Annotated in this window: 22 protein-coding genes, 1 tRNA gene and 3 rRNA genes; 16 read left to right on the forward strand and 10 right to left on the reverse strand. The window is 52.3% G+C overall.

The window, feature by feature from the left end:
• Positions 1 to 83 precede the first annotated feature (83 nt).
• From JZ655_RS18730 to JZ655_RS18785, 12 genes are all read left to right on the forward strand, one after another.
• Positions 84 to 326 carry a YhdT family protein gene (locus JZ655_RS18730; protein ID WP_006178860.1) on the forward strand — a complete coding sequence of 81 codons (243 nt, stop codon included), beginning with the start codon at positions 84 to 86 and terminating at the stop codon, positions 324 to 326.
• Positions 316 to 1767 (forward strand): sodium/pantothenate symporter, encoded by a 1452-nt coding sequence (panF, locus tag JZ655_RS18735; protein ID WP_207293881.1) that lies wholly within the window; start codon positions 316 to 318, stop codon positions 1765 to 1767. The genes JZ655_RS18730 and panF overlap by 11 nt, the downstream gene beginning before the upstream one ends.
• 11 nt (positions 1768 to 1778) lie before the next feature.
• Positions 1779 to 2660, forward strand: coding sequence for a 50S ribosomal protein L11 methyltransferase (gene prmA / locus JZ655_RS18740; protein ID WP_207292491.1), 882 nt, complete (start codon positions 1779 to 1781; stop codon positions 2658 to 2660).
• A 377-nt stretch (positions 2661 to 3037) separates the two neighbouring features.
• Positions 3038 to 4003 carry a tRNA dihydrouridine synthase DusB gene (dusB, locus tag JZ655_RS18745; protein ID WP_040073817.1) on the forward strand — a complete coding sequence of 322 codons (966 nt, stop codon included), beginning with the start codon at positions 3038 to 3040 and terminating at the stop codon, positions 4001 to 4003.
• Positions 4004 to 4026: 23 nt separating this feature from the next.
• Complete coding sequence (gene fis / locus JZ655_RS18750) at positions 4027 to 4323, forward strand: DNA-binding transcriptional regulator Fis (protein WP_000462905.1); 297 nt, start codon at positions 4027 to 4029, stop codon at positions 4321 to 4323.
• Between the two features lie 199 nt (positions 4324 to 4522).
• Positions 4523 to 4687 (forward strand): DUF2556 family protein, encoded by a 165-nt coding sequence (locus JZ655_RS18755; RefSeq protein WP_040073816.1) that lies wholly within the window; start codon positions 4523 to 4525, stop codon positions 4685 to 4687.
• Positions 4688 to 4842: 155 nt separating this feature from the next.
• Complete coding sequence (locus JZ655_RS18760; protein ID WP_207292492.1) at positions 4843 to 6918, forward strand: putative bifunctional diguanylate cyclase/phosphodiesterase; 2076 nt, start codon at positions 4843 to 4845, stop codon at positions 6916 to 6918.
• Between the two features lie 394 nt (positions 6919 to 7312).
• Entirely contained in the window at positions 7313 to 7534 is a 222-nt protein-coding gene (locus JZ655_RS18765) for a lipoprotein (protein WP_040073814.1), read from the forward strand.
• 446 nt (positions 7535 to 7980) lie between these two features.
• On the forward strand, positions 7981 to 9006 hold the full coding sequence (locus tag JZ655_RS18770; protein ID WP_207292493.1) for an amino acid ABC transporter substrate-binding protein: 1026 nt from the start codon (positions 7981 to 7983) through the stop codon (positions 9004 to 9006).
• Between the two features lie 66 nt (positions 9007 to 9072).
• Positions 9073 to 10254 (forward strand): amino acid ABC transporter permease, encoded by a 1182-nt coding sequence (locus JZ655_RS18775; protein WP_207292494.1) that lies wholly within the window; start codon positions 9073 to 9075, stop codon positions 10252 to 10254.
• A gap of 9 nt (positions 10255 to 10263) precedes the next feature.
• Complete coding sequence (locus JZ655_RS18780) at positions 10264 to 11367, forward strand: amino acid ABC transporter permease (protein ID WP_046885742.1); 1104 nt, start codon at positions 10264 to 10266, stop codon at positions 11365 to 11367.
• Between the two features lie 7 nt (positions 11368 to 11374).
• A complete protein-coding gene (locus tag JZ655_RS18785; protein WP_040073810.1) occupies positions 11375 to 12133 on the forward strand; it encodes an amino acid ABC transporter ATP-binding protein in 759 nt (252 codons plus the stop codon).
• A gap of 116 nt (positions 12134 to 12249) precedes the next feature.
• Here the strand turns inward: JZ655_RS18785 and rrf are convergent.
• From rrf to JZ655_RS18805, 4 genes are all read right to left on the reverse strand, one after another.
• Positions 12250 to 12365, reverse strand: a 5S ribosomal RNA gene (gene rrf / locus JZ655_RS18790).
• Positions 12366 to 12436: 71 nt separating this feature from the next.
• Positions 12437 to 15342: ribosomal RNA gene (locus JZ655_RS18795) — 23S ribosomal RNA — on the reverse strand.
• Positions 15343 to 15525: 183 nt separating this feature from the next.
• A tRNA-Glu gene (locus tag JZ655_RS18800) sits at positions 15526 to 15600 on the reverse strand.
• A gap of 87 nt (positions 15601 to 15687) precedes the next feature.
• Positions 15688 to 17227: ribosomal RNA gene (locus tag JZ655_RS18805) — 16S ribosomal RNA — on the reverse strand.
• The 16S, 23S and 5S rRNA genes sit together here with 1 tRNA gene alongside, the layout of an rRNA operon.
• Positions 17228 to 17697: 470 nt before the next feature.
• Here JZ655_RS18805 and JZ655_RS18810 point away from each other — a divergent pair.
• Positions 17698 to 18252 (forward strand): gamma carbonic anhydrase family protein, encoded by a 555-nt coding sequence (locus JZ655_RS18810; RefSeq protein WP_207292495.1) that lies wholly within the window; start codon positions 17698 to 17700, stop codon positions 18250 to 18252.
• Here JZ655_RS18810 and JZ655_RS18815 read toward each other — a convergent pair.
• From JZ655_RS18815 to dprA, 6 genes are read right to left on the reverse strand one after another with little or no spacing between them, the layout of a single operon-like run.
• Entirely contained in the window at positions 18228 to 18476 is a 249-nt protein-coding gene (locus JZ655_RS18815) for a DUF1488 family protein (protein ID WP_046886561.1), read from the reverse strand. The two genes, JZ655_RS18810 and JZ655_RS18815, sit on opposite strands and share 25 nt — an antisense overlap.
• Entirely contained in the window at positions 18473 to 19291 is an 819-nt protein-coding gene (aroE, locus tag JZ655_RS18820) for a shikimate dehydrogenase (RefSeq protein ID WP_207292496.1), read from the reverse strand. The genes JZ655_RS18815 and aroE overlap by 4 nt, the downstream gene beginning before the upstream one ends.
• A gap of 4 nt (positions 19292 to 19295) precedes the next feature.
• Positions 19296 to 19868, reverse strand: coding sequence for an L-threonylcarbamoyladenylate synthase type 1 TsaC (gene tsaC, locus JZ655_RS18825; RefSeq protein WP_046886563.1), 573 nt, complete (start codon positions 19866 to 19868; stop codon positions 19296 to 19298).
• The gene (locus tag JZ655_RS18830; protein WP_207292497.1) at positions 19858 to 20415 is read right to left on the reverse strand and encodes a DNA topoisomerase family protein; all 558 of its coding nucleotides are present in this window, start codon (positions 20413 to 20415) and stop codon (positions 19858 to 19860) included. Before JZ655_RS18830 ends, tsaC begins: the two co-directional genes overlap by 11 nt.
• 26 nt (positions 20416 to 20441) lie before the next feature.
• Positions 20442 to 20915: a DUF494 family protein Smg gene (smg, locus tag JZ655_RS18835; protein WP_040078374.1), complete on the reverse strand. Its 474-nt coding sequence runs from the start codon at positions 20913 to 20915 to the stop codon at positions 20442 to 20444.
• Positions 20887 to 22011: a DNA-protecting protein DprA gene (gene dprA, locus JZ655_RS18840; RefSeq protein WP_207292498.1), complete on the reverse strand. Its 1125-nt coding sequence runs from the start codon at positions 22009 to 22011 to the stop codon at positions 20887 to 20889. Before dprA ends, smg begins: the two co-directional genes overlap by 29 nt.
• A 128-nt stretch (positions 22012 to 22139) precedes the next feature.
• Here dprA and def point away from each other — a divergent pair, with 128 nt between their 5' ends.
• Genes def through rsmB form a run of 3 tightly spaced genes read left to right on the forward strand, consistent with a single transcriptional unit; the run spans position 22140 to position 24959 of the window.
• Positions 22140 to 22649, forward strand: a complete 510-nt coding sequence (gene def, locus JZ655_RS18845; protein WP_040078373.1) for a peptide deformylase — start codon at positions 22140 to 22142, stop codon at positions 22647 to 22649.
• 25 nt (positions 22650 to 22674) lie between these two features.
• On the forward strand, positions 22675 to 23622 hold the full coding sequence (gene fmt, locus JZ655_RS18850) for a methionyl-tRNA formyltransferase (protein ID WP_207292499.1): 948 nt from the start codon (positions 22675 to 22677) through the stop codon (positions 23620 to 23622).
• 50 nt (positions 23623 to 23672) lie between these two features.
• On the forward strand, positions 23673 to 24959 hold the full coding sequence (gene rsmB, locus JZ655_RS18855) for a 16S rRNA (cytosine(967)-C(5))-methyltransferase RsmB (protein ID WP_207292500.1): 1287 nt from the start codon (positions 23673 to 23675) through the stop codon (positions 24957 to 24959).
• Positions 24960 to 24962 lie beyond the last annotated feature (3 nt).

The following is a 24962-nucleotide window of genomic DNA, read 5'->3' on the forward strand; positions in this document are numbered from 1 at the left end:
TAATCCGGCCTTTTTTTATTTCTGGGGGGAGCCATGCCCCATCATGTACAATCCCCGCTTTCTTCATCCACAAGGGACAAAAAATGGACAAGCGCTTTGTTCAGGCCCATAAAGAAGCCCGTTGGGCATTGTGGCTAACCCTTCTCTATCTCGCCGCTTGGTTAGTAACTGCTTACCTACCTGATTCAGCCATTGGCATTACCGGCCTGCCTCACTGGTTTGAGATGGCGTGTCTTCTGGTGCCGCTGGTCTTTATCCTGCTGTGCTGGGCAATGGTGAAATTCATTTATCGCGATATTCCGCTGGAGGACGATGATGCAGCCTGAAGTCATTCTGCCGCTTATCGCTTACCTGTTAGTGGTGTTTGGTTTGTCCGTTTATGCGATGCGTAAAAGGACCACCGGCACCTTCCTGAATGAGTATTTTCTCGGTAGCCGCTCGATGGGCGGCGTTGTGCTGGCCATGACGCTTACCGCCACCTATATCAGCGCCAGCTCGTTTATCGGGGGTCCCGGTGCCGCCTATAAATACGGGTTAGGCTGGGTACTGTTGGCGATGATCCAGCTGCCTGCCGTCTGGCTCTCTTTGGGTATTCTCGGCAAAAAATTTGCCATTCTGGCTCGTCGCTATAACGCCGTGACGCTCAACGATATGCTGTTTGCGCGCTATCAGAGCCGTCTGCTGGTGTGGCTCGCAAGCCTGAGCCTGCTGGTCGCCTTTATTGGTGCGATGACGGTACAGTTTATCGGCGGCGCGCGTTTGCTGGAGACGGCAGCGGGGATCCCCTATGAGACGGGCCTTATCATCTTCGGGGTGAGTATTGCGCTGTACACCGCCTTTGGCGGGTTCCGTGCCAGCGTGCTGAACGATACGATGCAGGGGATGGTGATGCTTATTGGCACTATCGTTCTGCTGGTGGGCATTGTTCATGCGGCAGGCGGACTGAGCCATGCCGTGGAAACCCTGGAAGCGATCGACCCGAAACTGGTCTCGCCGCAGGGCGCGGACGATATCCTCTCCCCGACGTTTATGACCTCGTTCTGGGTGCTGGTGTGCTTTGGGGTGATTGGCCTGCCGCATACCGCGGTGCGATGCATCTCTTATAAAGACAGCAAAGCGGTGCACAGAGGCATCATCATCGGCACTATCGTTGTGGCGATCCTGATGTTTGGTATGCACCTGGCAGGCGCGTTAGGCCGCGCAGTGATCCCGGACCTGACGGTCCCCGATTTGGTGATCCCAACGCTGATGGTCAAAGTGCTTCCACCTTTTGCCGCCGGGATATTCCTCGCCGCGCCTATGGCCGCCATTATGTCGACGATCAATGCTCAGCTCCTGCAAAGTTCCGCTACGATCATTAAAGACCTCTATCTGAACCTGCGCCCGGAGCAGGTCGAAAACGAGCGACGCCTGAAGCGTATGTCAGCCGTGATTACGCTACTGTTAGGGGCATTGCTGCTGCTGGCCGCCTGGCGTCCGCCGGAGATGATCATCTGGCTCAACCTGCTCGCGTTCGGTGGGCTTGAGGCGGTCTTCCTGTGGCCGCTGGTGCTGGGGCTTTACTGGGAGCGGGCCAATGCCGCAGGCGCGCTGAGCGCTATGATTGTCGGCGGCGTGCTGTACGCCGTTCTTGCGACGTTTAATCTTCAGTACCTGGGCTTCCATCCGATTGTGCCTTCGTTACTGTTAAGCTTACTGGCGTTTGTGGTGGGGAACCGTTTTGGTCAACCCGTCCCGCAGCCCGCTATGATTTCTACTGATAAATAAAGAGTTTTGCCATGCCGTGGATCCAACTGAAACTGAATACAACCGGCGCGAATGCCGAAGAGCTGAGCGATGCGCTGATGGAGGCCGGCTCGGTTTCCATCACCTTCCAGGACACGCATGATACGCCGGTTTTCGAGCCGCTTCCGGGTGAAACCCGCCTGTGGGGCGACACCGACGTTATCGGCCTGTTCGATGCCGAAACCGACATGAACGAGGTTGTCGCGATTCTGGAAAACCATCCGCTTCTGGGTGCTGGTTTTGTGCATAAGATCGAGCAGATCGAAGACAAAGACTGGGAACGCGAGTGGATGGATAACTTCCATCCAATGCAGTTCGGTAAACGCCTGTGGATCTGCCCGAGCTGGCGTGACGTTCCCGATGAAAACGCGGTAAACGTGATGCTTGATCCGGGTCTGGCATTTGGTACAGGCACGCACCCTACCACGTCGCTGTGCCTGCAGTGGCTGGACGGGCTGGATCTGGAAGGCAAGACCGTGATCGACTTTGGCTGCGGCTCGGGGATCCTCGCGATTGCCGCGCTGAAGCTGGGTGCAGCCAAAGCGATCGGGATCGACATCGATCCCCAGGCTATCCAGGCCAGCCGCGATAACGCTGAACGTAACGGCGTCTCCGATCGCCTTGAGCTCTATCTGCCGCAAGACCAGCCAGCTTCCATGAAAGCCGATGTCGTGGTGGCTAACATCCTGGCGGGCCCGTTACGCGAGCTGGCTCCGTTAATCAGCGTGCTGCCGGTTGAGGGCGGTCTGCTGGGACTTTCAGGTATCCTTGCCAGCCAGGCGGAGAGTGTTTGCGAAGCCTACACCGAGCTGTTCGCGCTTGATCCTGTGGTCGAGAAAGAAGAGTGGTGTCGTATCACGGGTCGCAAAAAGTAAAAACGATGCGAGCGCCTGTTTTTCAAACTGTTAGGTCGGTCAAAAAACAGGCAACCCCCCCGACTGCGATCATGTTCTAAAATGCGACTCAGATCGCAAAGAACTGGAAAAATCTGCTGCTAAAAACAGCAGATTATTCGGTTTTCGGTTTCATTGATTAAGAAAAAACGAGAAGTTTTGGGAAATTGTAAGCGGCTATAAAATCACCTTATTCTGTTAAGCTAATGATTTATATCGCATATAATTCTCTTCGTTATGCTTCGCTCCGGATTCCATGATCTGCAACAGGTGATTGTTCAAAGTTTGGCCTTTCATCTCGTGCAAAAAATGCGTAATATACGCCGCCTTGCAGTCACAGTATGGTCATTTCTTAACTCATGCGCATCGGACACCACCAGCTCAGAAATCGCCTGATTGCAGCCCCTATGGCAGGTATTACCGACCGGCCGTTCAGGACGCTGTGTTACGAGATGGGAGCCGGTTTAACCGTATCCGAGATGATGTCGTCTAACCCGCAGGTTTGGGAAAGCGATAAGTCTCGTCTTCGGATGGTGCACATTGATGAACCAGGTATCCGCACCGTGCAAATTGCCGGAAGCGTGCCTGAAGAGATGGCAGATGCCGCGCGTATCAACGTGGAAAGTGGCGCCCAGATTATTGATATCAATATGGGTTGCCCGGCCAAGAAAGTGAATCGCAAGCTTGCAGGTTCAGCCCTTCTGCAATACCCCGACCAGGTGAAGTCCATCCTGACGGCGGTTGTCAGCGCGGTGGACGTTCCTGTTACGTTGAAGATTCGCACGGGTTGGTCGCCGGAACACCGTAACTGTGTAGAGATTGCCCAACTGGCCGAAGACTGTGGCATTCAGGCCCTGACAATTCATGGACGCACACGCGCCTGTTTGTTCAATGGTGAAGCTGAATACAGCAGTATTCGGGCAGTCAAGCAGAAGGTTTCCATTCCGATTATCGCGAATGGCGACATTACTGACCCGCTTAAAGCCAGAGCTGTGCTCGACTATACGGGAGCTGATGCTCTGATGATAGGACGTGCCGCTCAGGGAAGACCCTGGATCTTTCGGGAAATCCAGCATTATCTGGACACTGGGGAGCTGCTTGCCCCGCTGCCTCTGGCAGAGGTTAAGCGCTTGCTTTGTTCGCACATTCGGGAACTGCACGACCATTATGGTCAGGCAAAAGGGTACCGAATTGCGCGTAAACACGTCTCCTGGTATCTCCAGGAGCACGCTCCAGATGACCAGTTTCGGCGCACATTCAACGCCATAGAGGATGCCAGCGAACAGCTGGAGGCGTTGGAGGCATACTTCGAAAATCTTGCGTAATGAAATAAAGAGCTGACAGAACTATGTTCGAACAACGCGTAAATTCTGACGTACTGACCGTTTCTACCGTTAACTCTCAGGACCAGGTAACCCAAAAGCCCCTGCGTGACTCGGTTAAACAGGCACTGAAGAACTATTTTGCTCAACTGAACGGTCAGGATGTTAATGACCTGTATGAGCTGGTACTGGCTGAAGTTGAACAGCCACTGTTGGACATGGTGATGCAATACACCCGCGGTAACCAAACCCGCGCTGCGCTGATGATGGGTATCAACCGTGGTACTCTGCGTAAGAAACTGAAAAAATACGGCATGAACTAATTTCGATTAGCTAAATGCTTGTTTAAAAAGGCGCTACTCGGCATGGGGAAGCGCCTTTTTTATGCCTCGCGCAGGCAAAATGTGATGGACAATCCCCCTCTTCTCTGCAGAAACGTAAAGCCTGACTTCCCCTCTTCTCAGCCGCTATTTTTCGTGTATATTTCCTGCACTCTTGTCAATTATTCCCGGAAAAATCCGCATGATCCGTAAGTATGGGTGGCTCGTTGTCTTCGCAATCACCATTTTTCTTTTTGATGCACTTTTAATGCAGTGGATCGAGATGATGTCTACGGAAACTGACAAGTGCCGCAATATGGATTCCGTTAATCCACTTAAATTGATTAACTGTTCAGATTTGGAATAATCATCCAAATGCAGTGAAAAGAGACGAACTAACGGCATTCCCGCTAAAAAAGTACGGACTTAAAACCCTTTCAGGCGTATCCATTGGATGATAATGTCTCCCCCCTTCTTACCCGGTATAACCGAATACCTCACTATGTATGAGTAGAAGTGATCATGCTGGTTAGTCATTACGACCAAGTCCTTGTGGTTATGTCTTTTGTTGTTGCCATCCTCGCATCTTACACTGCGCTGAACATGGCCGGCCGGGTGGCTGGCAGTACCGGAACCGCAGCCCGCGTCTGGCTGACCGGTGGCGGCGTTGCTATGGGCATTGGGATCTGGGCCATGCACTTTATCGGCATGCTGGCGATGGATGTCTCGATGCGCATGAACTATGACCTGCTCGTGACGCTGGTTTCAATGCTGATTGCTATCGGCGCATCGATCTTTGCCCTTTGGTTCGTCAGCCAACAGCAACTGCGCTTACGTCGACTGTTCCTGGGGGCGCTCATTCTGGGTACCGGGATTGTGGCAATGCACTATACCGGTATGGCGGCGCTTCAGGTCGAACCGGCAATCGTCTGGAATGTACGCTGGGTGGTGCTCTCAGTCGCGATTGCAATGCTCGCTTCGCTGGCGGCGTTGTGGCTCACTTTCCGTTTACGTCATGATGCCGCACAGGTTGCGCTCATGCGCGCTGGCGCGGCGATCCTGATGGGACTCGCCATCGCCGGCATGCACTTTACTGGCATGATGGCCGCGCAGTTCCCTGTTCAGATGCATATGCAGCACCAGGGGGTGAACGGCAGCTGGCTGGCCGTGCTGGTGAGCGTCGTGGCGCTTTCTATTCTCGGTATTACTCTGCTGGTATCGATGTTCGATGCCAGATTACAGGCTCGCACCGCTCTGTTGGCGTCATCGCTGGCGGAGGCTAACCGTGAGCTGGCCCAGCTGGCGTTACACGATACCCTGACCCGTTTACCTAATCGCGTATTACTTGAAGACCGTCTCGATCAGGCAATCAGCAAAGCCGATCGCGAAGGGCGGACATTTGCCCTGCTGTTTATGGATCTGGATGGCTTTAAAGCCGTCAACGATGCCTGGGGACATGATGCCGGGGATAAACTGCTGATCGCGGCCACTGAGCGGATGAAGCAACCGCTGAAAGGGCAATATACTCTGGCGCGTATTGGTGGCGATGAGTTTGTCCTGCTCGCGGAGATCGAAGCCCCGGACGATGCCGCGACGCTGGCCAGCTCGCTGGTTCATGTTATCGATAAACCCTTTAGCCTGGATCTTCATGAGCTGAATGTGACCCTCAGTATCGGGATTGCCCTTTACCCTCACGATGGTAAAAACCCCCGTGAATTGATGTTCAATGCCGATGCCGCGATGTATCACACCAAGCATATGGGTCGTAACGGCTATCACTTCTTCCAGCCATCGATGAATACCCTGGCGCAAAAACAGCTCCAGCTGATGAACGATCTCTGGATGGCGCTGGAACGTGACGAGTTAAAACTGGTATATCAGCCTAAGTTCAAGGCTCCAGTGGGGCCCGTGGTCGGCTTTGAAGCCCTGCTGCGCTGGCATCATCCTGTAGACGGGCTGCTCTCACCTGACCTGTTCCTGCCGCTCGCCGAAAAGAGCGGGCTTATCATTCCTATCGGCAACTGGGTTATCGATGAGGCCTGCCGCCAGCTCCGTGAGTGGCATTTGCAAGGCCACGAGACGTGGTCGGTGGCCGTTAATCTTTCTACGCTGCAATTTGAACAACCACAACTGGTAGAGACGGTGATGAACAGCCTTGCGCGCCATCATATTCCACCGCATACCCTGATTCTGGAAGTGACAGAAACCACGGCGATGAATAATCCGGAGGAGAGCGTAAGGGTACTCACCGAGCTGACGCAGGCGGGGGTAAAAGCCTCGATTGACGATTTTGGCACCGGCTACTCCAGCCTGCTTTATTTAAAACGGTTGCCCGCCTGTGAACTCAAAATCGACCGCGCCTTTGTAAAAGAGCTCAGCGGTGAGAGTAATGATGCAACTATCGTTTCGGCCATCGTTGCGTTGGCCAAAACGCTTAATCTGAAGGTGGTGGCAGAAGGCGTAGAGACTCCGCAGCAGCAAGAGTTCTTAACCGAACTGGGGTGCAATACATTGCAGGGTTATCTGCTTGGACGGCCTGTCTCGCCGCAGACCATTGCCTCGCTATGCCACGATCCCCAAGCCCTGCTTTCTAGGTAGCATTAAACGACAGGCGCCACGCTAAGGCGCCTTAATGCGACCCGTATTTAACGCAGCCCCGGTGATAGTGTGCTTTGCGACAGATTACTGACACGTCAAAATTTACCTTTGCCAGCATGTCGCGGACCTCGTTAATGTCACAGAACATTGTTTAGATTAATTAATAGATTAGCCAGTTAATAAATCAGGCTCGCCCCGAGCAGATATTGTGTCTCCCTAATCTCTCCATTATTAAGCCCCCGCGGTCCCTTTTTCTCCACTAAGTTTACAATCCAAATAATTTGAGATTAATCATCCTGTATAACCCCTTTAAACCGATGGTAAAATGGCCTCCTGCTTTGCGGAATACTTGCTGATGGCATCGTAAAGCAAGAATTAATTTTGAGGTAAGATCATGAAAAGATTCATTTCAGTTGCCCTGCTTACTGCACTCCTCGCGGGTTGTGCACATGATTCACCCTGCGTTCCGGTCTATGACGACCAGGGCAGATTGGTTCACACCAACACCTGCATGAAAGGAACCACTCAGGATAACTGGGAAACGGCTGGCGCGATCGCAGGTGGTGCCGCGGCTCTCGCCGGGCTGACGCTGGGTATCGTTGCTCTGACGAAATAATCCTGAAGCGCGGACAGCTGTCCGCGCTTTAGCTTTTTCCGTCTAATTTCCGCTACGCATTTGCGTTAATTAATATTTAGTTCTTGCTCACATCTTTTTTGCCTTATTTATCTTTTATCAGAATAACCGCGTGATGCTATTCACAAGTTATTTAAATTAACTCGCCTGCCAATATTCACCTTAGAAATCACTTTATTTCCTCATCACGTTTTATTCAAACTTTTGCTCTAAATTGTGGCGCAGGTTGTCATTTCGCACCATTTCAGGGCGCTCGAAATATTTATTGCTGTCTACACTCAGCATTACGCATCGCGTATTCGTTAATTGCGTTGAATGCGAAAACTGGCATTGCGTTTGCTTAGAAAACGTTGGCCATAGCCACAGACAGGTTAAAGCGTATATAAGCGCTTCACTATAACGATAATTCTCGCCACACAGGATGCAATATGAAAAAAACGATGATAGCCAGTCTGGCCGCCGTTGCGGTCATGCTCGTAGTCGCTAACCAGGCTCACGCGGGGGCAACTCTGGATGCCGTGAAGAAAAAAGGGTTCGTTCAGTGTGGGATCAGTGACGGGTTACCTGGCTTCTCTTATGCCGATGCCAGCGGTAAATTCTCGGGTATTGATGTGGATGTTTGCCGTGGGGTCGCCGCGGCTGTGTTTGGCGATGATACAAAAGTGAAATATACCCCGCTGACGGCGAAAGAACGTTTTACCGCATTGCAATCTGGCGAAGTGGATCTGCTTTCACGTAATACCACCTGGACCTCTTCCCGTGATGCCGGAATGGGTATGACATTTACTGGCGTAACCTATTACGACGGTATCGGCTTTCTGACTCACAATAAAGCGGGGCTGAAGAGCGCGAAAGAGCTGGATGGTGCCACAGTCTGTATTCAGGCAGGTACAGATACTGAGCTGAACGTGGCCGATTACTTCAAGTCTAATAAGATGAACTACACCCCCGTCACGTTTGACCGCTCCGACGAATCTGCTAAAGCGCTCGAGTCTGGCCGTTGCGATACCTTGGCCTCTGACCAATCTCAGCTGTATGCCCTGCGTATTAAACTGAGCAACCCGGCAGAATGGATTGTTCTGCCGGAGGTGATCTCAAAAGAGCCGCTGGGTCCGGTCGTACGTCGAGGTGATGATGAGTGGAACGCTATTGTCCGCTGGACACTGTTTGCCATGCTCAATGCAGAAGAGATGGGCATTAACTCGAAAAACGTTGATGAAAAAGCCGCGAATCCTTCCACTCCCGATATGGCTCACCTGCTGGGTAAAGAGGGTGATTACGGCAAAGATTTGAAGCTTGATAACAAGTGGGCCTACAACATCATTAAAAAAGTGGGCAACTACTCGGAGATTTTCGAGCGCAACGTGGGCTCGGAGAGCGCGCTTAAGATCAAGCGTGGCCAGAACAACCTCTGGAACAATGGCGGCATTCAGTACGCACCGCCAGTACGTTAAGCATTTTGCTGTAACGGGCACTGCTGCGGCAGTGCCCAGCCCAGAGTCATGGCTACCGAGGTTTCTATGTTTCATCGCCGCTCAGCCGTCAAAGGCGCGCTCTCTTTTTCGCATCCTGCAGTTCGTGCATGGCTGTTTCAAATCCTAGCCATTCTTGCTGTACTGGCCGTTGCGATCTATCTGATTCATAACACCGTTACTAACCTGAGCAATCGGGGTATTACTTCGGGCTTCGCCTTTCTGGATCGTGGTGCGGGGTTCGGTATTGTCCAACATTTAATTGATTACGAGGAAGGCGACACTTACGGCCGCGTTTTCCTGGTAGGCCTGCTCAATACGCTGCTGGTCTCAGCGCTTTGTATTGTGTTTGCTTCCATCCTGGGTTTTTTTCTGGGCCTGGCGCGTCTGTCCGATAACTGGCTCCTGCGTAAAATCTCGACGATCTATATTGAGACATTCCGTAATATTCCCCCTCTGTTGCAGATCTTTTTCTGGTACTTTGCTGTACTACGTAATCTGCCCGGCCCCCGGCAGGCTGTTAATGCGTTCGAGCTCGCCTTCTTAAGCAACCGCGGGTTGTATATCCCCTCACCGCAGATGGCCGAAGGTTTACTGCCATTTATCGCCGCGCTGGTTATTGTGGCTGCCATTTCCATTGGGTTGTTTCGCTATAACCGCGCGTATCAGATAAAAACCGGTCAGTTACGACGCACCTGGCCTGTCACTCTGGGACTGCTTATTGTTCTGCCGCTTCTGACGCACTGGATATTTGGCCCAGCGTTACACTGGGACGTCCCAGCACTACGTGGGTTCAATTTCCGCGGCGGAATGGTGTTAATTCCTGAACTGGCGGCACTGACGCTGGCATTATCCATTTATACCTCTGCCTTTATTGCCGAGATTATTCGCGCCGGAATTCAGGCCGTTCCTTATGGTCAGCACGAAGCCGCCCGATCTCTGGGCATACCTAACCCGGTAACGCTACGCCAGGTCATCATCCCCCAGGCGATGCGAGTGATTATTCCCCCGCTGACTAGCCAGTATCTCAACATTGTTAAAAACTCCTCGCTGGCTGCCGCTATCGGCTATCCCGATATGGTGTCGCTGTTCGCCGGAACCGTGTTGAACCAGACCGGCCAGGCTATCGAGACTATCGCCATCACCATGTCTGTCTATCTGATTATCAGTCTGACAATTTCACTGTTGATGAACCTCTATAACCGCCGCATCGCGCTGGTTGAGCGCTAAGGAGCCATGATGACTAAAGCCGTACTGTCTCACGCCCCGCGTTCGTCCAGCATCGGAAGCTGGCGTTTTATCGCCTGGGCACGAAAGAATCTGTTCTCCTCCTGGAGTAACAGCCTGCTCACTCTCTTCTGTTTATGGCTAATGTGGACGTTGATCCCCCCCTTGCTGAACTGGGCTTTCTTACAGGCTAACTGGCTGGGCACCACTCGCGCAGATTGCACAAAAGAGGGAGCCTGTTGGGTATTTATTCATCAACGTTTCGGCCAGTTTATGTACGGGCTCTATCCGCACGACCAGCGCTGGCGGATCAACATCGCCTTAATCATTGGGCTGTGTTCCATTGTGCCGATGTTCATGAAACAGCTCCCCCGTCGGGGGCGGTACATCGCATGCTGGGCAGTGGTATATCCCATTTTAGTCTGGTGGTTGCTGTATGGCGGATGGCTGGGGCTGGAGCGCGTGGAAACACGTCAGTGGGGCGGGCTGACGTTAACATTGATCATCGCCTCTGTCGGGATCGCCGGCGCGCTACCGCTCGGTATTTTACTGGCGCTGGGCCGTCGTTCAACCATGCCAGTGGTGCGTATCCTCTCCGTGATCTTCATCGAGTTTTGGCGTGGTGTACCGCTCATTACCGTTTTGTTTATGTCTTCGGTCATGTTGCCGCTGTTTATGGCAGAAGGAACGACCATCGACAAATTGATCCGCGCCCTGGTGGGGGTCGTTCTGTTCCAGTCAGCCTATGTTGCCGAAGTGGTCCGCGGTGGGTTGCAGGCACTACCAAAAGGCCAGTATGAAGCAGCGGAGTCACTTGCCCTGGGGTACTGGAAAACACAGGGCTTAGTCATTCTGCCCCAGGCGCTCAAACTGGTAATACCTGGACTGGTTAACACCATCATCGCGCTTTTCAAAGATACGAGCCTGGTGATCATCATCGGGTTATTCGATCTTTTCAGCAGCGTGCAGCAGGCTACGGTTGACCCCGCATGGCTGGGGATGTCGACCGAAGGCTATGTTTTCGCAGCACTTATATATTGGATCTTCTGTTTTAGCATGTCGCGCTATAGCCAGCATCTGGAAAAGCGCTTTAACACCGGGCGTACACCGCACTGAGGAAATTATGAACCCGATTACTATGTCACCCGCTGACGCGATGATTACGCTGGAAAATGTGAACAAATGGTATGGGCAGTTTCACGTGCTAAAGGATATTAACCTGAAGGTTAAACAGGGGGAACGTATTGTACTTTGCGGGCCATCCGGCTCTGGTAAATCAACAACGATTCGCTGCATTAATCACCTGGAGGAGCATCAACAGGGCCGGATTGTGGTGGATGGAATTGAGCTGAATGAAGATATTCGCAATGTCGAACGTGTCCGTCAGGAAGTAGGCATGGTGTTTCAGCACTTTAACCTTTTCCCCCATTTGACTGTCCTGCAGAACTGCACGCTGGCCCCGATTTGGGTACGCAAAATGCCGAAAAAAGAGGCCGAGGCATTGGCGATGCACTATCTGGAACGTGTACGTATCGCCGAGCATGCCCACAAATTTCCGGGCCAGATCTCCGGCGGACAGCAGCAGCGCGTGGCAATTGCGCGCTCGCTCTGTATGAAACCGAAAATCATGCTTTTTGATGAACCCACATCTGCTCTGGACCCGGAGATGGTTAAAGAGGTGCTGGACACCATGATTGGCCTGGCGCAATCCGGCATGACGATGTTATGCGTTACACATGAGATGGGTTTTGCCAGAACGGTAGCAGACCGAGTAATTTTTATGGATCGTGGTGAAATTGTTGAGCAGGCGCCACCGGATGAGTTCTTTGCGCATCCTAAATCAGAACGTACCCGCGCCTTCTTGTCGCAAGTAATCCATTAACGCCTTATACCAATATAAAAGGCCATCCGTCAGGATGGCCTTTCTTATTAATGCTAATTCAATAATGCATAAACAAAAGGCCCCGTCGTCAGACGGGGCCTTTTGTTTTATTTGATGTCTGGCAGTTCCCTACTCTCGCATGGGGAGACCCCACACTACCATCGGCGCTACGGCGTTTCACTTCTGAGTTCGGCATGGGGTCAGGTGGGACCACCGCGCTAAAGCCGCCAGGCAAATTCTGTTAAATCTGTATCACAGCTGAAAATTGTCTCTGTCTCTTCGCCGAAACAGCTTCGGCGTTGTAAGGTTAAGCCTCACGGTTCATTAGTATCGGTTAGCTCAACGTATCGCTACGCTTACACACCCGACCTATCAACGTCGTAGTCTTCAACGTTCCTTCAGGACTCTCAGGGAGTCAGGGAGAACTCATCTCGGGGCAAGTTTCGTGCTTAGATGCTTTCAGCACTTATCTCTTCCGCATTTAGCTACCGGGCAGTGCCATTGGCATGACAACCCGAACACCAGTGATGCGTCCACTCCGGTCCTCTCGTACTAGGAGCAGCCCCCCTCAATTCTCCAGCGCCCACGGCAGATAGGGACCGAACTGTCTCACGACGTTCTAAACCCAGCTCGCGTACCACTTTAAATGGCGAACAGCCATACCCTTGGGACCTACTTCAGCCCCAGGATGTGATGAGCCGACATCGAGGTGCCAAACACCGCCGTCGATATGAACTCTTGGGCGGTATCAGCCTGTTATCCCCGGAGTACCTTTTATCCGTTGAGCGATGGCCCTTCCATTCAGAACCACCGGATCACTATGACCTGCTTTCGCACCTGCTCGAGCCGTCACTCTCGCAGTCAAGCTAGCTTATGCCATTGCACTAACCTCCTGATGTCCGACCAGGATTAGCTAACCTTCGTGCTCCTCCGTTACTCTTTAGGAGGAGACCGCCCCAGTCAAACTACCCACCAGACACTGTCCGCAACCCGGATTACGGGTCTACGTTAGAACACCAGCCATTAAAGGGTGGTATTTCAAGGATGGCTCCACGCAGACTGGCGTCCACGCTTCAAAGCCTCCCACCTATCCTACACATCAAGGACCAGTGTTCAGTGTCAAGCTATAGTAAAGGTTCACGGGGTCTTTCCGTCTTGCCGCGGGTACACTGCATCTTCACAGCGAGTTCAATTTCACTGAGTCTCGGGTGGAGACAGCCTGGCCATCATTACGCCATTCGTGCAGGTCGGAACTTACCCGACAAGGAATTTCGCTACCTTAGGACCGTTATAGTTACGGCCGCCGTTTACCGGGGCTTCGATCAAGAGCTTCGCGTTGCCGCTAACCCCATCAATTAACCTTCCGGCACCGGGCAGGCGTCACACCGTATACGTCCACTTTCGTGTTTGCACAGTGCTGTGTTTTTAATAAACAGTTGCAGCCAGCTGGTATCTTCGACTGATTTCAGCTCCACCCGCAGGGGCTTCACCTACACATCAGCGTGCCTTCTCCCGAAGTTACGGCACCATTTTGCCTAGTTCCTTCACCCGAGTTCTCTCAAGCGCCTTGGTATTCTCTACCTGACCACCTGTGTCGGTTTGGGGTACGATTTCGTGTTACCTGATGCTTAGAGGCTTTTCCTGGAAGCAGGGCATTTGTTACTTCAGCACCGTAGTGCCTCGTCATCACACCTCAGCGTTAAAAAGGAACCGGATTTACCTGGAACCTCCGCCTACATGCTTAAACCGGGACAACCGTCGCCCGGCTAACATAGCCTTCTCCGTCCCCCCTTCGCAGTAACACCAAGTACAGGAATATTAACCTGTTTCCCATCGACTACGCCTTTCGGCCTCGCCTTAGGGGTCGACTCACCCTGCCCCGATTAACGTTGGACAGGAACCCTTGGTCTTCCGGCGAGCGGGCTTTTCACCCGCTTTATCGTTACTTATGTCAGCATTCGCACTTCTGATACCTCCAGCATGCCTCACAGCACACCTTCAACGGCTTACAGAACGCTCCCCTACCCAACAACACCTAAGTGTCGCTGCCGCAGCTTCGGTGCATGGTTTAGCCCCGTTACATCTTCCGCGCAGGCCGACTCGACCAGTGAGCTATTACGCTTTCTTTAAATGATGGCTGCTTCTAAGCCAACATCCTGGCTGTCTGTGCCTTCCCACATCGTTTCCCACTTAACCATGACTTTGGGACCTTAGCTGGCGGTCTGGGTTGTTTCCCTCTTCACGACGGACGTTAGCACCCGCCGTGTGTCTCCCGTGATAACATTCTTCGGTATTCGTAGTTTGCATCGGGTTGGTAAGCCGGGATGGCCCCCTAGCCGAAACAGTGCTCTACCCCCGAAGATGAGTTCACGAGGCGCTACCTAAATAGCTTTCGGGGAGAACCAGCTATCTCCCGGTTTGATTGGCCTTTCACCCCCAGCCACAGGTCATCCGCTAATTTTTCAACATTAGTCGGTTCGGTCCTCCAGTTAGTGTTACCCAACCTTCAACCTGCCCATGGCTAGATCACCGGGTTTCGGGTCTATACCCTGCAACTTAACGCCCAGTTAAGACTCGGTTTCCCTTCGGCTCCCCTATACGGTTAACCTTGCTACAGAATATAAGTCGCTGACCCATTATACAAAAGGTACGCAGTCACACCACTAGGGTGCTCCCACTGCTTGTACGTACACGGTTTCAGGTTCTTTTTCACTCCCCTCGCCGGGGTTCTTTTCGCCTTTCCCTCACGGTACTGGTTCACTATCGGTCAGTCAGGAGTATTTAGCCTTGGAGGATGGTCCCCCCATATTCAGACAGGATACCACGTGTCCCGCCCTACTCTTCGAGTTCACAGCAAGTGTGTTTTCGTGTACGGGACTTTCACCCTGTACCGTGCGACTTTCCAGACGCTTCCACTAACACACAAGCTGATTCAGACTCTGGGCTGCTCCCCGTTCGCTCGCCGCTACTGGGGGAATCTCGGTTGATTTCTTTTCCTCGGGGTACTTAGATGTTTCAGTTCCCCCGGTTCGCCTCGTTAACCTATGTATTCAGTTAACGATAGTGCAACGAGTTGCACTGGGTTTCCCCATTCGGACATCGCCGGGTCAAAGGTTCATATCACCTCGCCGGCGCTTTTCGCAGATTAGCACGTCCTTCATCGCCTCTGACTGCCAGGGCATCCACCGTGTACGCTTAGTCGCTTAACCTCACAACCCGAAGATGTTTCACTTCTGATTGCGAAAATTTGAGAGACTCGAACACACATAACATGTGTGTCGTTTCAATTTTCAGCTTGATCCAGATTTTTAAAGAGCAAATATCTCAAACATAACTCACTGAGTTAGTTTTGAGATACTGATTGGTTGTGCCTTTCACTCACACCCAGCAAGTGGCGTCCCCTAGGGGATTCGAACCCCTGTTGCCGCCGTGAAAGGGCGGAGTCCTAACCGCTAGACGAAGGGGACACGGAGTGTCGCGACTTCGCAGCCGTCTTGCTCGTTACTTTTCATCAGACAATCTGTGTGGACACTACAAAGGCAGGTTCTTTAAGGTAAGGAGGTGATCCAACCGCAGGTTCCCCTACGGTTACCTTGTTACGACTTCACCCCAGTCATGAATCACAAAGTGGTAAGCGCCCTCCCGAAGGTTAAGCTACCTACTTCTTTTGCAACCCACTCCCATGGTGTGACGGGCGGTGTGTACAAGGCCCGGGAACGTATTCACCGTAGCATTCTGATCTACGATTACTAGCGATTCCGACTTCATGGAGTCGAGTTGCAGACTCCAATCCGGACTACGACGCACTTTATGAGGTCCGCTTGCTCTCGCGAGGTCGCTTCTCTTTGTATGCGCCATTGTAGCACGTGTGTAGCCCTACTCGTAAGGGCCATGATGACTTGACGTCATCCCCACCTTCCTCCAGTTTATCACTGGCAGTCTCCTTTGAGTTCCCGGCCGGACCGCTGGCAACAAAGGATAAGGGTTGCGCTCGTTGCGGGACTTAACCCAACATTTCACAACACGAGCTGACGACAGCCATGCAGCACCTGTCTCACGGTTCCCGAAGGCACCAAAGCATCTCTGCTAAGTTCCGTGGATGTCAAGAGTAGGTAAGGTTCTTCGCGTTGCATCGAATTAAACCACATGCTCCACCGCTTGTGCGGGCCCCCGTCAATTCATTTGAGTTTTAACCTTGCGGCCGTACTCCCCAGGCGGTCGACTTAACGCGTTAGCTCCGGAAGCCACTCCTCAAGGGAACAGCCTCCAAGTCGACATCGTTTACGGCGTGGACTACCAGGGTATCTAATCCTGTTTGCTCCCCACGCTTTCGCACCTGAGCGTCAGTCTTTGTCCAGGGGGCCGCCTTCGCCACCGGTATTCCTCCAGATCTCTACGCATTTCACCGCTACACCTGGAATTCTACCCCCCTCTACAAGACTCTAGCCTGCCAGTTTCGAATGCAGTTCCCAGGTTGAGCCCGGGGATTTCACATCCGACTTGACAGACCGCCTGCGTGCGCTTTACGCCCAGTAATTCCGATTAACGCTTGCACCCTCCGTATTACCGCGGCTGCTGGCACGGAGTTAGCCGGTGCTTCTTCTGCGAGTAACGTCAATCACCAAGGTTATTAACCTTAATGCCTTCCTCCTCGCTGAAAGTACTTTACAACCCGAAGGCCTTCTTCATACACGCGGCATGGCTGCATCAGGCTTGCGCCCATTGTGCAATATTCCCCACTGCTGCCTCCCGTAGGAGTCTGGACCGTGTCTCAGTTCCAGTGTGGCTGGTCATCCTCTCAGACCAGCTAGGGATCGTCGCCTAGGTGAGCCATTACCCCACCTACTAGCTAATCCCATCTGGGCACATCTGATGGCAAGAGGCCCGAAGGTCCCCCTCTTTGGTCTTGCGACGTTATGCGGTATTAGCTACCGTTTCCAGTAGTTATCCCCCTCCATCAGGCAGTTTCCCAGACATTACTCACCCGTCCGCCGCTCGTCACCCAGGAGCAAGCTCCCTGTGTTACCGCCCGACTTGCATGTGTTAGGCCTGCCGCCAGCGTTCAATCTGAGCCATGATCAAACTCTTCAATTTAAGTTTGATGCTCGTGAATTAAACTTCGTAATGAATTACGTGTTCACTCAGAGACTTGGTATTCATTTATTGTCCGAAGACATTAAGAATCCATGTCACTTTGAGTGCCCACACAGATTGTCTGATAAATTGTTAAAGAGCAGTGCAACGCGGCTTTCAGCTCACCGTTGCGAGGTGGCGTATATTACGCTTTCCTCTTTCAGAGTCAACCCTGAATTTCAGGATTTTTTCTCTTCAACCGAACCGGCTGTTTGTGTGAAGTGATTCACATCCGCCGTGTCGATGGAGGCGCATTATAGGGATCCCAGTTTTTAGCACAAGCATTTTTTAGATCTTTTTTCCCGACTGCTGATTTTCCGTTCTTTTCGCTGAAATCCCGTCCGATTTGCTTAAATACTGACGAATTTTCCCTTGTTTCGATCCTCAAACACGATCAAAGTCAGCTTCAGCTCTTATAAGTCGAGGTGTATATGTCTGCGGTATTACGTTCCTATAAAGATCTCTTCCCCAAAACAGGGGAGCGCGTGATGATCGATAGCAGCAGTGTCGTGATCGGTGATGTGCGGCTGGGCGACGATGTCAGTATTTGGCCACTGGTTGCTATACGTGGAGATGTTAACTACGTCAGTATTGGTGCGCGCAGCAATATTCAGGATGGCAGCGTTCTGCATGTTACCCACAAATCCTCTTACAACCCTGAGGGAAACCCTCTGGTAATAGGGGAGGATGTCACGGTTGGCCATAAGGTCATGCTGCACGGATGCACGATCGGCAACCGGGTTTTAGTCGGGATGGGTTCGATTTTGCTGGATGGTGTAATAGTAGAGGATGATGTCATGATCGGGGCCGGCAGCTTAGTTCCCCAAAATAAACGCCTCGAAAGCGGTTACCTCTATCTGGGAAGCCCGGTAAAACAGATACGGCCTCTTAAAGAGACCGAAATCGAAGGATTAAAGTATTCCGCAAACAACTATGTGAAATGGAAAGATGAGTATCTGGCTCAGGATAGCCAGACCCAGCCGTAATCATCTTCCTGTTGCTCGCGTATTAAATCGCTGGCCTCTTCTTCAAGATCCCAGCGATTCTCACGAAAGATCTCCAGCGGCGCAGATCCACCGAACCGTTTACGCAGGGTCTCACCGCTTATTGCACAGCTTAACTGCATACCATGCACTAATGCGGGAAAGCAAACAGCCTGTTTGCTTTCATCCCATTCCTCACGATCGGGAAACTGGATCGCTTGATTCATGCCTGAAGCTCCTGCTTAAGTCGTTCAATGACAGGCTCCACGGCAGGAAGAACACCGTGCCAGAGCAGAACTGCATGAGCGGCCTGCCCTACCAGCATTCCCAAACCATCTGCGACATGTTTTGCACCCTGCTGTTCGCACCAGTTCAGAAACGGGGTTTTCCCCTTTTGATAAAACATGTCGTAGATAAAGGTATGCGGATTCACTATCGACGCTGCAATAGCGGGAACCTCGCCACCGATACCACTGGATGTGGCATTAATAATGAGATCAAATTCATGTCCGGCCAGATCATCGAGGGCGACTGCACTCACGCTGCCAGTATGGGCGAATAACGCGGCAAGCTCTTTCGCACGCGAATACGTACGATTAGTTATGGTTACTGCGCAATCCAACGACAATAGCGGTAGCAACACGCCGCGTGATGCGCCACCAGCACCAATCAACAAAATTCGGAAACCCGGTTTGATAAACGAAAGCCGTTCCAGATCGCTCAGTAAACCGATACCGTCAGTGTTATCACCCAATAAGCGCCCATCCTCCAGGCGCTTAAGAGTGTTGACCGCACCGGCAAGGGAAGCCCGCTCGGTAAGCTCGTCTGCACGGGCAAAAGCCTCTTCTTTAAAGGGTACGGTGATATTCGCTCCTTGCCCTCCCGCCGCGAAAAAGCTATTCAGTGTCGCGATAAAATCATCGACCGGCGCCAGCACGCGACCATACGGATGATCAATTTCTAACTGCCGCGCAAATTGCTGATGAATAAATGGCGACTTGCTGTGTGCAATCGGGTTTCCAAAAACGGCGTAGGTTTCCATCGTATTATCCCTGGCGAAAGCTTTCGCCGGTTAAAGCATCCCGGATCTCAGAAGGATTGGTGCGTCCGCCGGTTTCACCGATCAGCACAGGGAAATCGTCACCGAACTGTGCCAGCACTTCTTGTGACGTACGACATGGCGGAAGCCCGGTCAGATTGGCACTGGTTGAAACCAGAGGTTTACCGAAAGCTTCACATAACTCAACCACCAGCGGATGATTCGTCACGCGCACGGCCAGCGAATCAAAGCGCCCTGTTAACCAGCGCGGCGTTGAGGGTTTTGCCGGGAAGACAAATGTTACCGGGCCTGGCCAGGCAGCAAACACCGTGTCGCGCTGCTCTGGCGTCAAGGCAGAATCATCAATATAAGGCTTAAGCTGTTCGTAGCTGGCGGCGATTAAAATCAGCCCTTTTTCGACAGGCCTCTGCTTAAGTGCCAGCAGACGATTAACCGCTGCTTCGCTATCAGGATCGCACCCGACACCAAATACCGCTTCTGTTGGATAGGCGATGACTTCTTCTTTTTTTAATACTTCCACCGCATGGGAGACGGAAGTAGATGGCAGGCTATTCTTCACTTTTTTGATCCGCCGGTATCGGCTTTCCACATTGTTTATTGGCACAGAAATGTTTTACACCCTGGGCCGTTTTTTTCTCAATAAGTAGTGGGTAGTGACACTCAGGGCAGGTTCCCGCTACCGGTTTAAAGTTAATAACGAACTGGCAGTCTGGATAGCGATCGCAGGAGTGAAAGGTTTTACCATAACGCGAACGCCGCTGTACCAGATGACCGCTATGGCATTGCGGGCAAACGACAGTCGTTTCATCCGGTTTATCGATTTGCTCGGTATGCGTGCATTCAGGATAACGGCAACATCCGATAAACATGCCAAAGCGCCCTTGACGCAGGGCCAGATCGCTGCCACACGCAGGACATGACTGCCCCTCCAGAATTTTAACGATATGCCCGTCCGCCTGACTCTTCAGGGGACGGACGTAATCACATTCTGGATAGTGTGAACAACCGAGAAACGGACCGTGTTTCCCGGACCGAATGACTAACTCAGCCCCGCACTGTGGGCAGGGCTCATTATTACGCACTGTAAAAAGTGCTGATTTGGCCATAACAACTCTTGGTGCTGCATAGTGAATTAATGCAGCATACCTTCATTCACTTCAAAGAGTAATTCTTCCATTTGCTGATAGGCGTTTTCACAGCCGGGAATGTTAAACAGAACCATCAAGATGACCCACTTCAGGTCTTCGAGTTCAAATTCTGCTGTATCCAGCGCCATGACGCGCTCTATCACCATCTCTCGTGTTTCGAGGTTTAGCACCTGAATCTGTTCCAGGAATAAGATAAATCCCCGGCAACTGGCATCCAGCCTTTCACACTCTTCAGCCGTATAGATGCGTACTGATAACGGATCGGACGCGAGCTGCATCGGCTCGGCAAGTCCTTCCTGATAATCAGCCAGTTTTTCAAGCCACAGTAAGGCGTTATAGATATCTTCCCGCTCAAAACCAGCATCGGTAAGATCCCGCGTCAGACGATCCTGATCTACGCGCGTTTCAGCTTCGTTATGGATGTAAGTCTCAAACAAATACATCAGTACGTCGAACATGGCATGCCCTCCTTAATCGGACATAGCCGCCGGGTACAGCTGCGATCCACCCTGCTAACTCCAGTTCAAGTAGCTGTGCTACCGTTACTGGCACAGGTTGGCCGGCACGTTCAGCGACAACGTCAACAGGTGTTACCTCATCTCCTACGTTAGCCAGGAGCTCAGGAAATGGCAATGCCACGTCCTCCTGATCTGATGAATAAAGTGCCATTTCCGGCTGATTCGACAACCAGGTTAGCCCATATCGCAAACTTTCTACTATTTCTTCGGCGGCTGTCACCGGTGTCGCTCCCTGCTTTATCAACCAGTGTGTGCCTTCGCTACCAGGGCTTCCTACCGCGCCCGGTAAGGCAAAGACGTCTCGCCCCTGTTCAAGTGCGCATTTGGCAGTGACCAGGGACCCGCTCCGCAGCATGGCCTCAACCACGAAAACGCCCCGACTCAGGCCGCTAATAATGCGGTTTCGTTGCGGAAAATTACCAGGCCAGGGTCGTGTTGCAAGTGAAAACTCCGATATCACTGCCCCGCCGTTGCTCACGATATTTGCTGCCAGCGACGCATGCCTGCGAGGATAAATACTGGACAAACCATTGCCCAGTACCGCTACAGTTTTCCCCTGCGCCGCCAGTGCCGCACGATGGGCGATGCCATCGATGCCACACGCCAAACCGCTGGTAATGGTCAGCCCCGCCCGTACCAGCACTTCGCAGAAGAGCGAGCCCCAGCGCTGCCCGTACCAGGAGTGCGCACGACTGCCCACCACAGCAAGCTGATCAGAGCTTAGTATGGCGGGCTCGCCCATAACAAACAGCGCCCCGGGGAAGTCGCTTATTGCACGCAGCTGCACAGGATAAAGCGGACTATCAGCACAAACTAAATGATGGTCTGGTTCGTCAAGCCAGCGCAGGCTGCTTTCGATAACGTGTGGTGCACAGGCAAAGAATTTTTCCGTTTGCTTTTGAGTCAGACCCAACGTGAGAAGCATTGCAGTATCAATGTGACCTTCCTGCTGCAATCGCTGCGCTAACAGCACCATCCTTTCGCCGTAAAGTTCGCCGATATCGATCAGGCGTAACCATATCTCTGTAGAAGTCATCCTTTCCCTTGCCATAAGCCGCCTCAGCAATCTTTGCGATTGGTCAGTGATGCTGTCAATCGGAGGGGGATTTGTCTAGAATAGAGCTATTAATCTCTATCAACTCCTGAACACGACTCTGGAAATTTATGGCAGTCTTGCAAGTGTTACATATCCCGGACGAGCGCCTTCGCAAAGTCGCCGAGCCGGTCAAAGAAGTGAATGCAGAAACGCAACGTATCATTGATGATATGTTCGATACGATGTATGCCGAAGAAGGTATCGGCCTCGCGGCCACGCAGGTCGATATTCATCAGCGTATTATCGTTATCGATGTGTCCGAAAATCGCGAAGAGCGCCTGGTATTGATCAACCCGGAATTGCTGGAAAAAAGCGGCGAAACCGGTATTGAAGAGGGTTGCCTCTCAATTCCAGAACAGCGCGCTCTGGTACCACGTGCGGAAAAAGTCAAAATCCGCGCCCTCGATCGCGACGGCAAGTCGTTCGAACTGGAAGCCGATGGTCTGCTGGCCATCTGCATTCAGCATGAAATGGATCACCTGGTCGGTAAACTCTTTATCGATTATCTGTCTCCGTTGAAGCAGCAGCGCATTCGTCAGAAAGTAGAAAAACTGGATCGTCTGCGCACTCGCGCTTAAAGCATTTCTGGATACAAGGAATAACGTGTCTACATCACTACGTATCATATTCGCGGGTACTCCTGACTTCGCAGCGCGTCATCTGGACGCGCTGTTGTCTTCTGACCATCAGGTTGTTGGGGTGTTCACCCAACCCGATCGTCCGGCGGGCCGTGGCAAAAAATTGACGCCTGGTCCGGTGAAGGTTCTGGCTGAAGAGCATAATATTCCAGTATTTCAACCCGTCTCATTACGTCCGCAGGAAAACCAGCAGCTGGTTGCCGATCTCAACGCAGATGTGATGGTGGTAGTCGCCTACGGCCTTATTCTGCCGAAAGCGGTACTGGATATGCCTCGCCTGGGCTGTATCAACGTGCACGGCTCGCTGCTTCCGCGCTGGCGGGGTGCGGCGCCTATTCAGCGTGCGCTTTGGGCGGGTGATGTTGAAACGGGTGTCACCATCATGCAGATGGACGTTGGTCTGGATACCGGAGACATGCTGTATAAGCTCGCTTGCCCCATTACTGCGGAAGATACTAGCGCCACGCTGTATGACAAGCTGGCTGAGCTTGGCCCGCAGGGACTTATCGATACGCTGAAACAGCTGGCCGATAACAGTGCGATACCGGAAGTTCAGGATGAAGCGCTGGTCACCTATGCCGAAAAGCTCAGCAAAGAGGAGGCGCGTATCGACTGGTCTCTCTCTGCAGCTCAGCTTGAACGCTGTATCCGTTCGTTTAATCCGTGGCCGATGAGCTGGCTGGAGATCGATGGTCAGCCTGTTAAAGTCTGGCGAGCGTCGGTCATTGCCAGTGAGGCTAATGCCCAACCCGGTACCATTTTAAGTGCCAGTAAACAGGGTATTCAGGTCGCGACGGCTGAGGGGATCCTTAACCTGGAATCCCTACAACCTGCCGGTAAAAAAGCCATGAGCGCGCAGGATATTCTTAACTCCCGCCGCGAATGGTTTATTCCTGGCTCGCATCTCGCCTGAACATATCTCTATTAAAGCCCGGAGTTTCCGGGCATTTTTATTTTGTACATATGAAAAAACAAAACTTACGTAGCCTGGCAGCCCAGGCCATTGAACAGGTGGTCGAAAAAGGTCAGTCACTGAGCAATGTGCTGCCACCACTTCAACAAAAAGTTTCCGACAAAGACAAAGCCCTGCTTCAGGAGCTCTGTTTTGGCGTACTTCGCACCCTGCCGCAGCTGGAATGGCTTATCACTAAGCTTATGGCTCGTCCTATGGCGGGGAAACAGCGCACCATCCACTACTTGATTATGGTTGGCTTCTATCAGTTGCTTCATACCCGTATTCCGCCACACGCCGCGCTGGCAGAAACGGTGGAAGGGGCTGTCGCAATCAAGCGCCCACAGCTTAAAGGATTGATCAATGGCGTGCTGCGTCAATTCCAGCGCCAGCAAGATGAACTCCTGACAGAATTTTCCCGCACTGAGAAACGCTTTTTGCATCCAGACTGGCTTCTTAAACGCCTGCAAAAAACCTGGCCTCAGCAATGGGAAGCCATTGTTGAAGCGAACAATCAGCGCCCGCCTATGTGGCTGCGTGTCAATCGCAACCATCACTCCCGTGATGAATGGCTGAAGTTGCTTGAAGAGGCCGGAATGAGCGCATACACCCATCCCGATTATCCCGATGCTGTCCGTCTGGCCTCGCCTGCGCCGGTACATGCCCTTCCGGGATTTGAAGAGGGATGGGTAACCGTGCAGGATGCCTCAGCACAAGGCTGTATGACCTGGCTTGCCCCGCAGAACGGAGAACGTATTCTGGATCTGTGTGCAGCTCCTGGCGGTAAAACAACCCATATTCTGGAAGTTGCGCCACAGGCAAGCGTACTGGCCGTCGATGTTGACGAGCAACGCCTTTCCCGCGTTTACGATAATCTTAAACGCTTGGGTATGAAGGCCGAAGTTAAACAGGGCGACGGGCGCACGCCTGCGCAATGGTGTGGGGATGCGCAATTTGACCGCATTCTGCTGGACGCCCCTTGCTCTGCTACTGGTGTGATCCGACGTCATCCTGATATCAAATGGCTGCGCCGCGATCGCGATATCAAAGAGCTGGCACAATTGCAGGCAGAAATTCTGGATGCTATCTGGCCTCATTTAAAAGCCGGCGGTACGCTGGTTTACGCAACTTGCTCAGTGTTGCCTGAAGAGAATAGCCTGCAGGTTTCCTCCTTCCTGAAGCGCACGCCAAACGCCCGTCTGGCGTTAACTGGCACGCCCGAGCAGCCAGGGAAGCAAAACTTCCCTGGCGCTGAAGAAGGCGACGGCTTCTTTTACGCTAAGCTAATCAAAGAGTGATGT

This window comes from Leclercia pneumoniae, assembly GCF_017348915.1.
In the GTDB taxonomy this organism is placed as follows: Bacteria; Pseudomonadota; Gammaproteobacteria; order Enterobacterales; family Enterobacteriaceae; genus Enterobacter; species Enterobacter pneumoniae.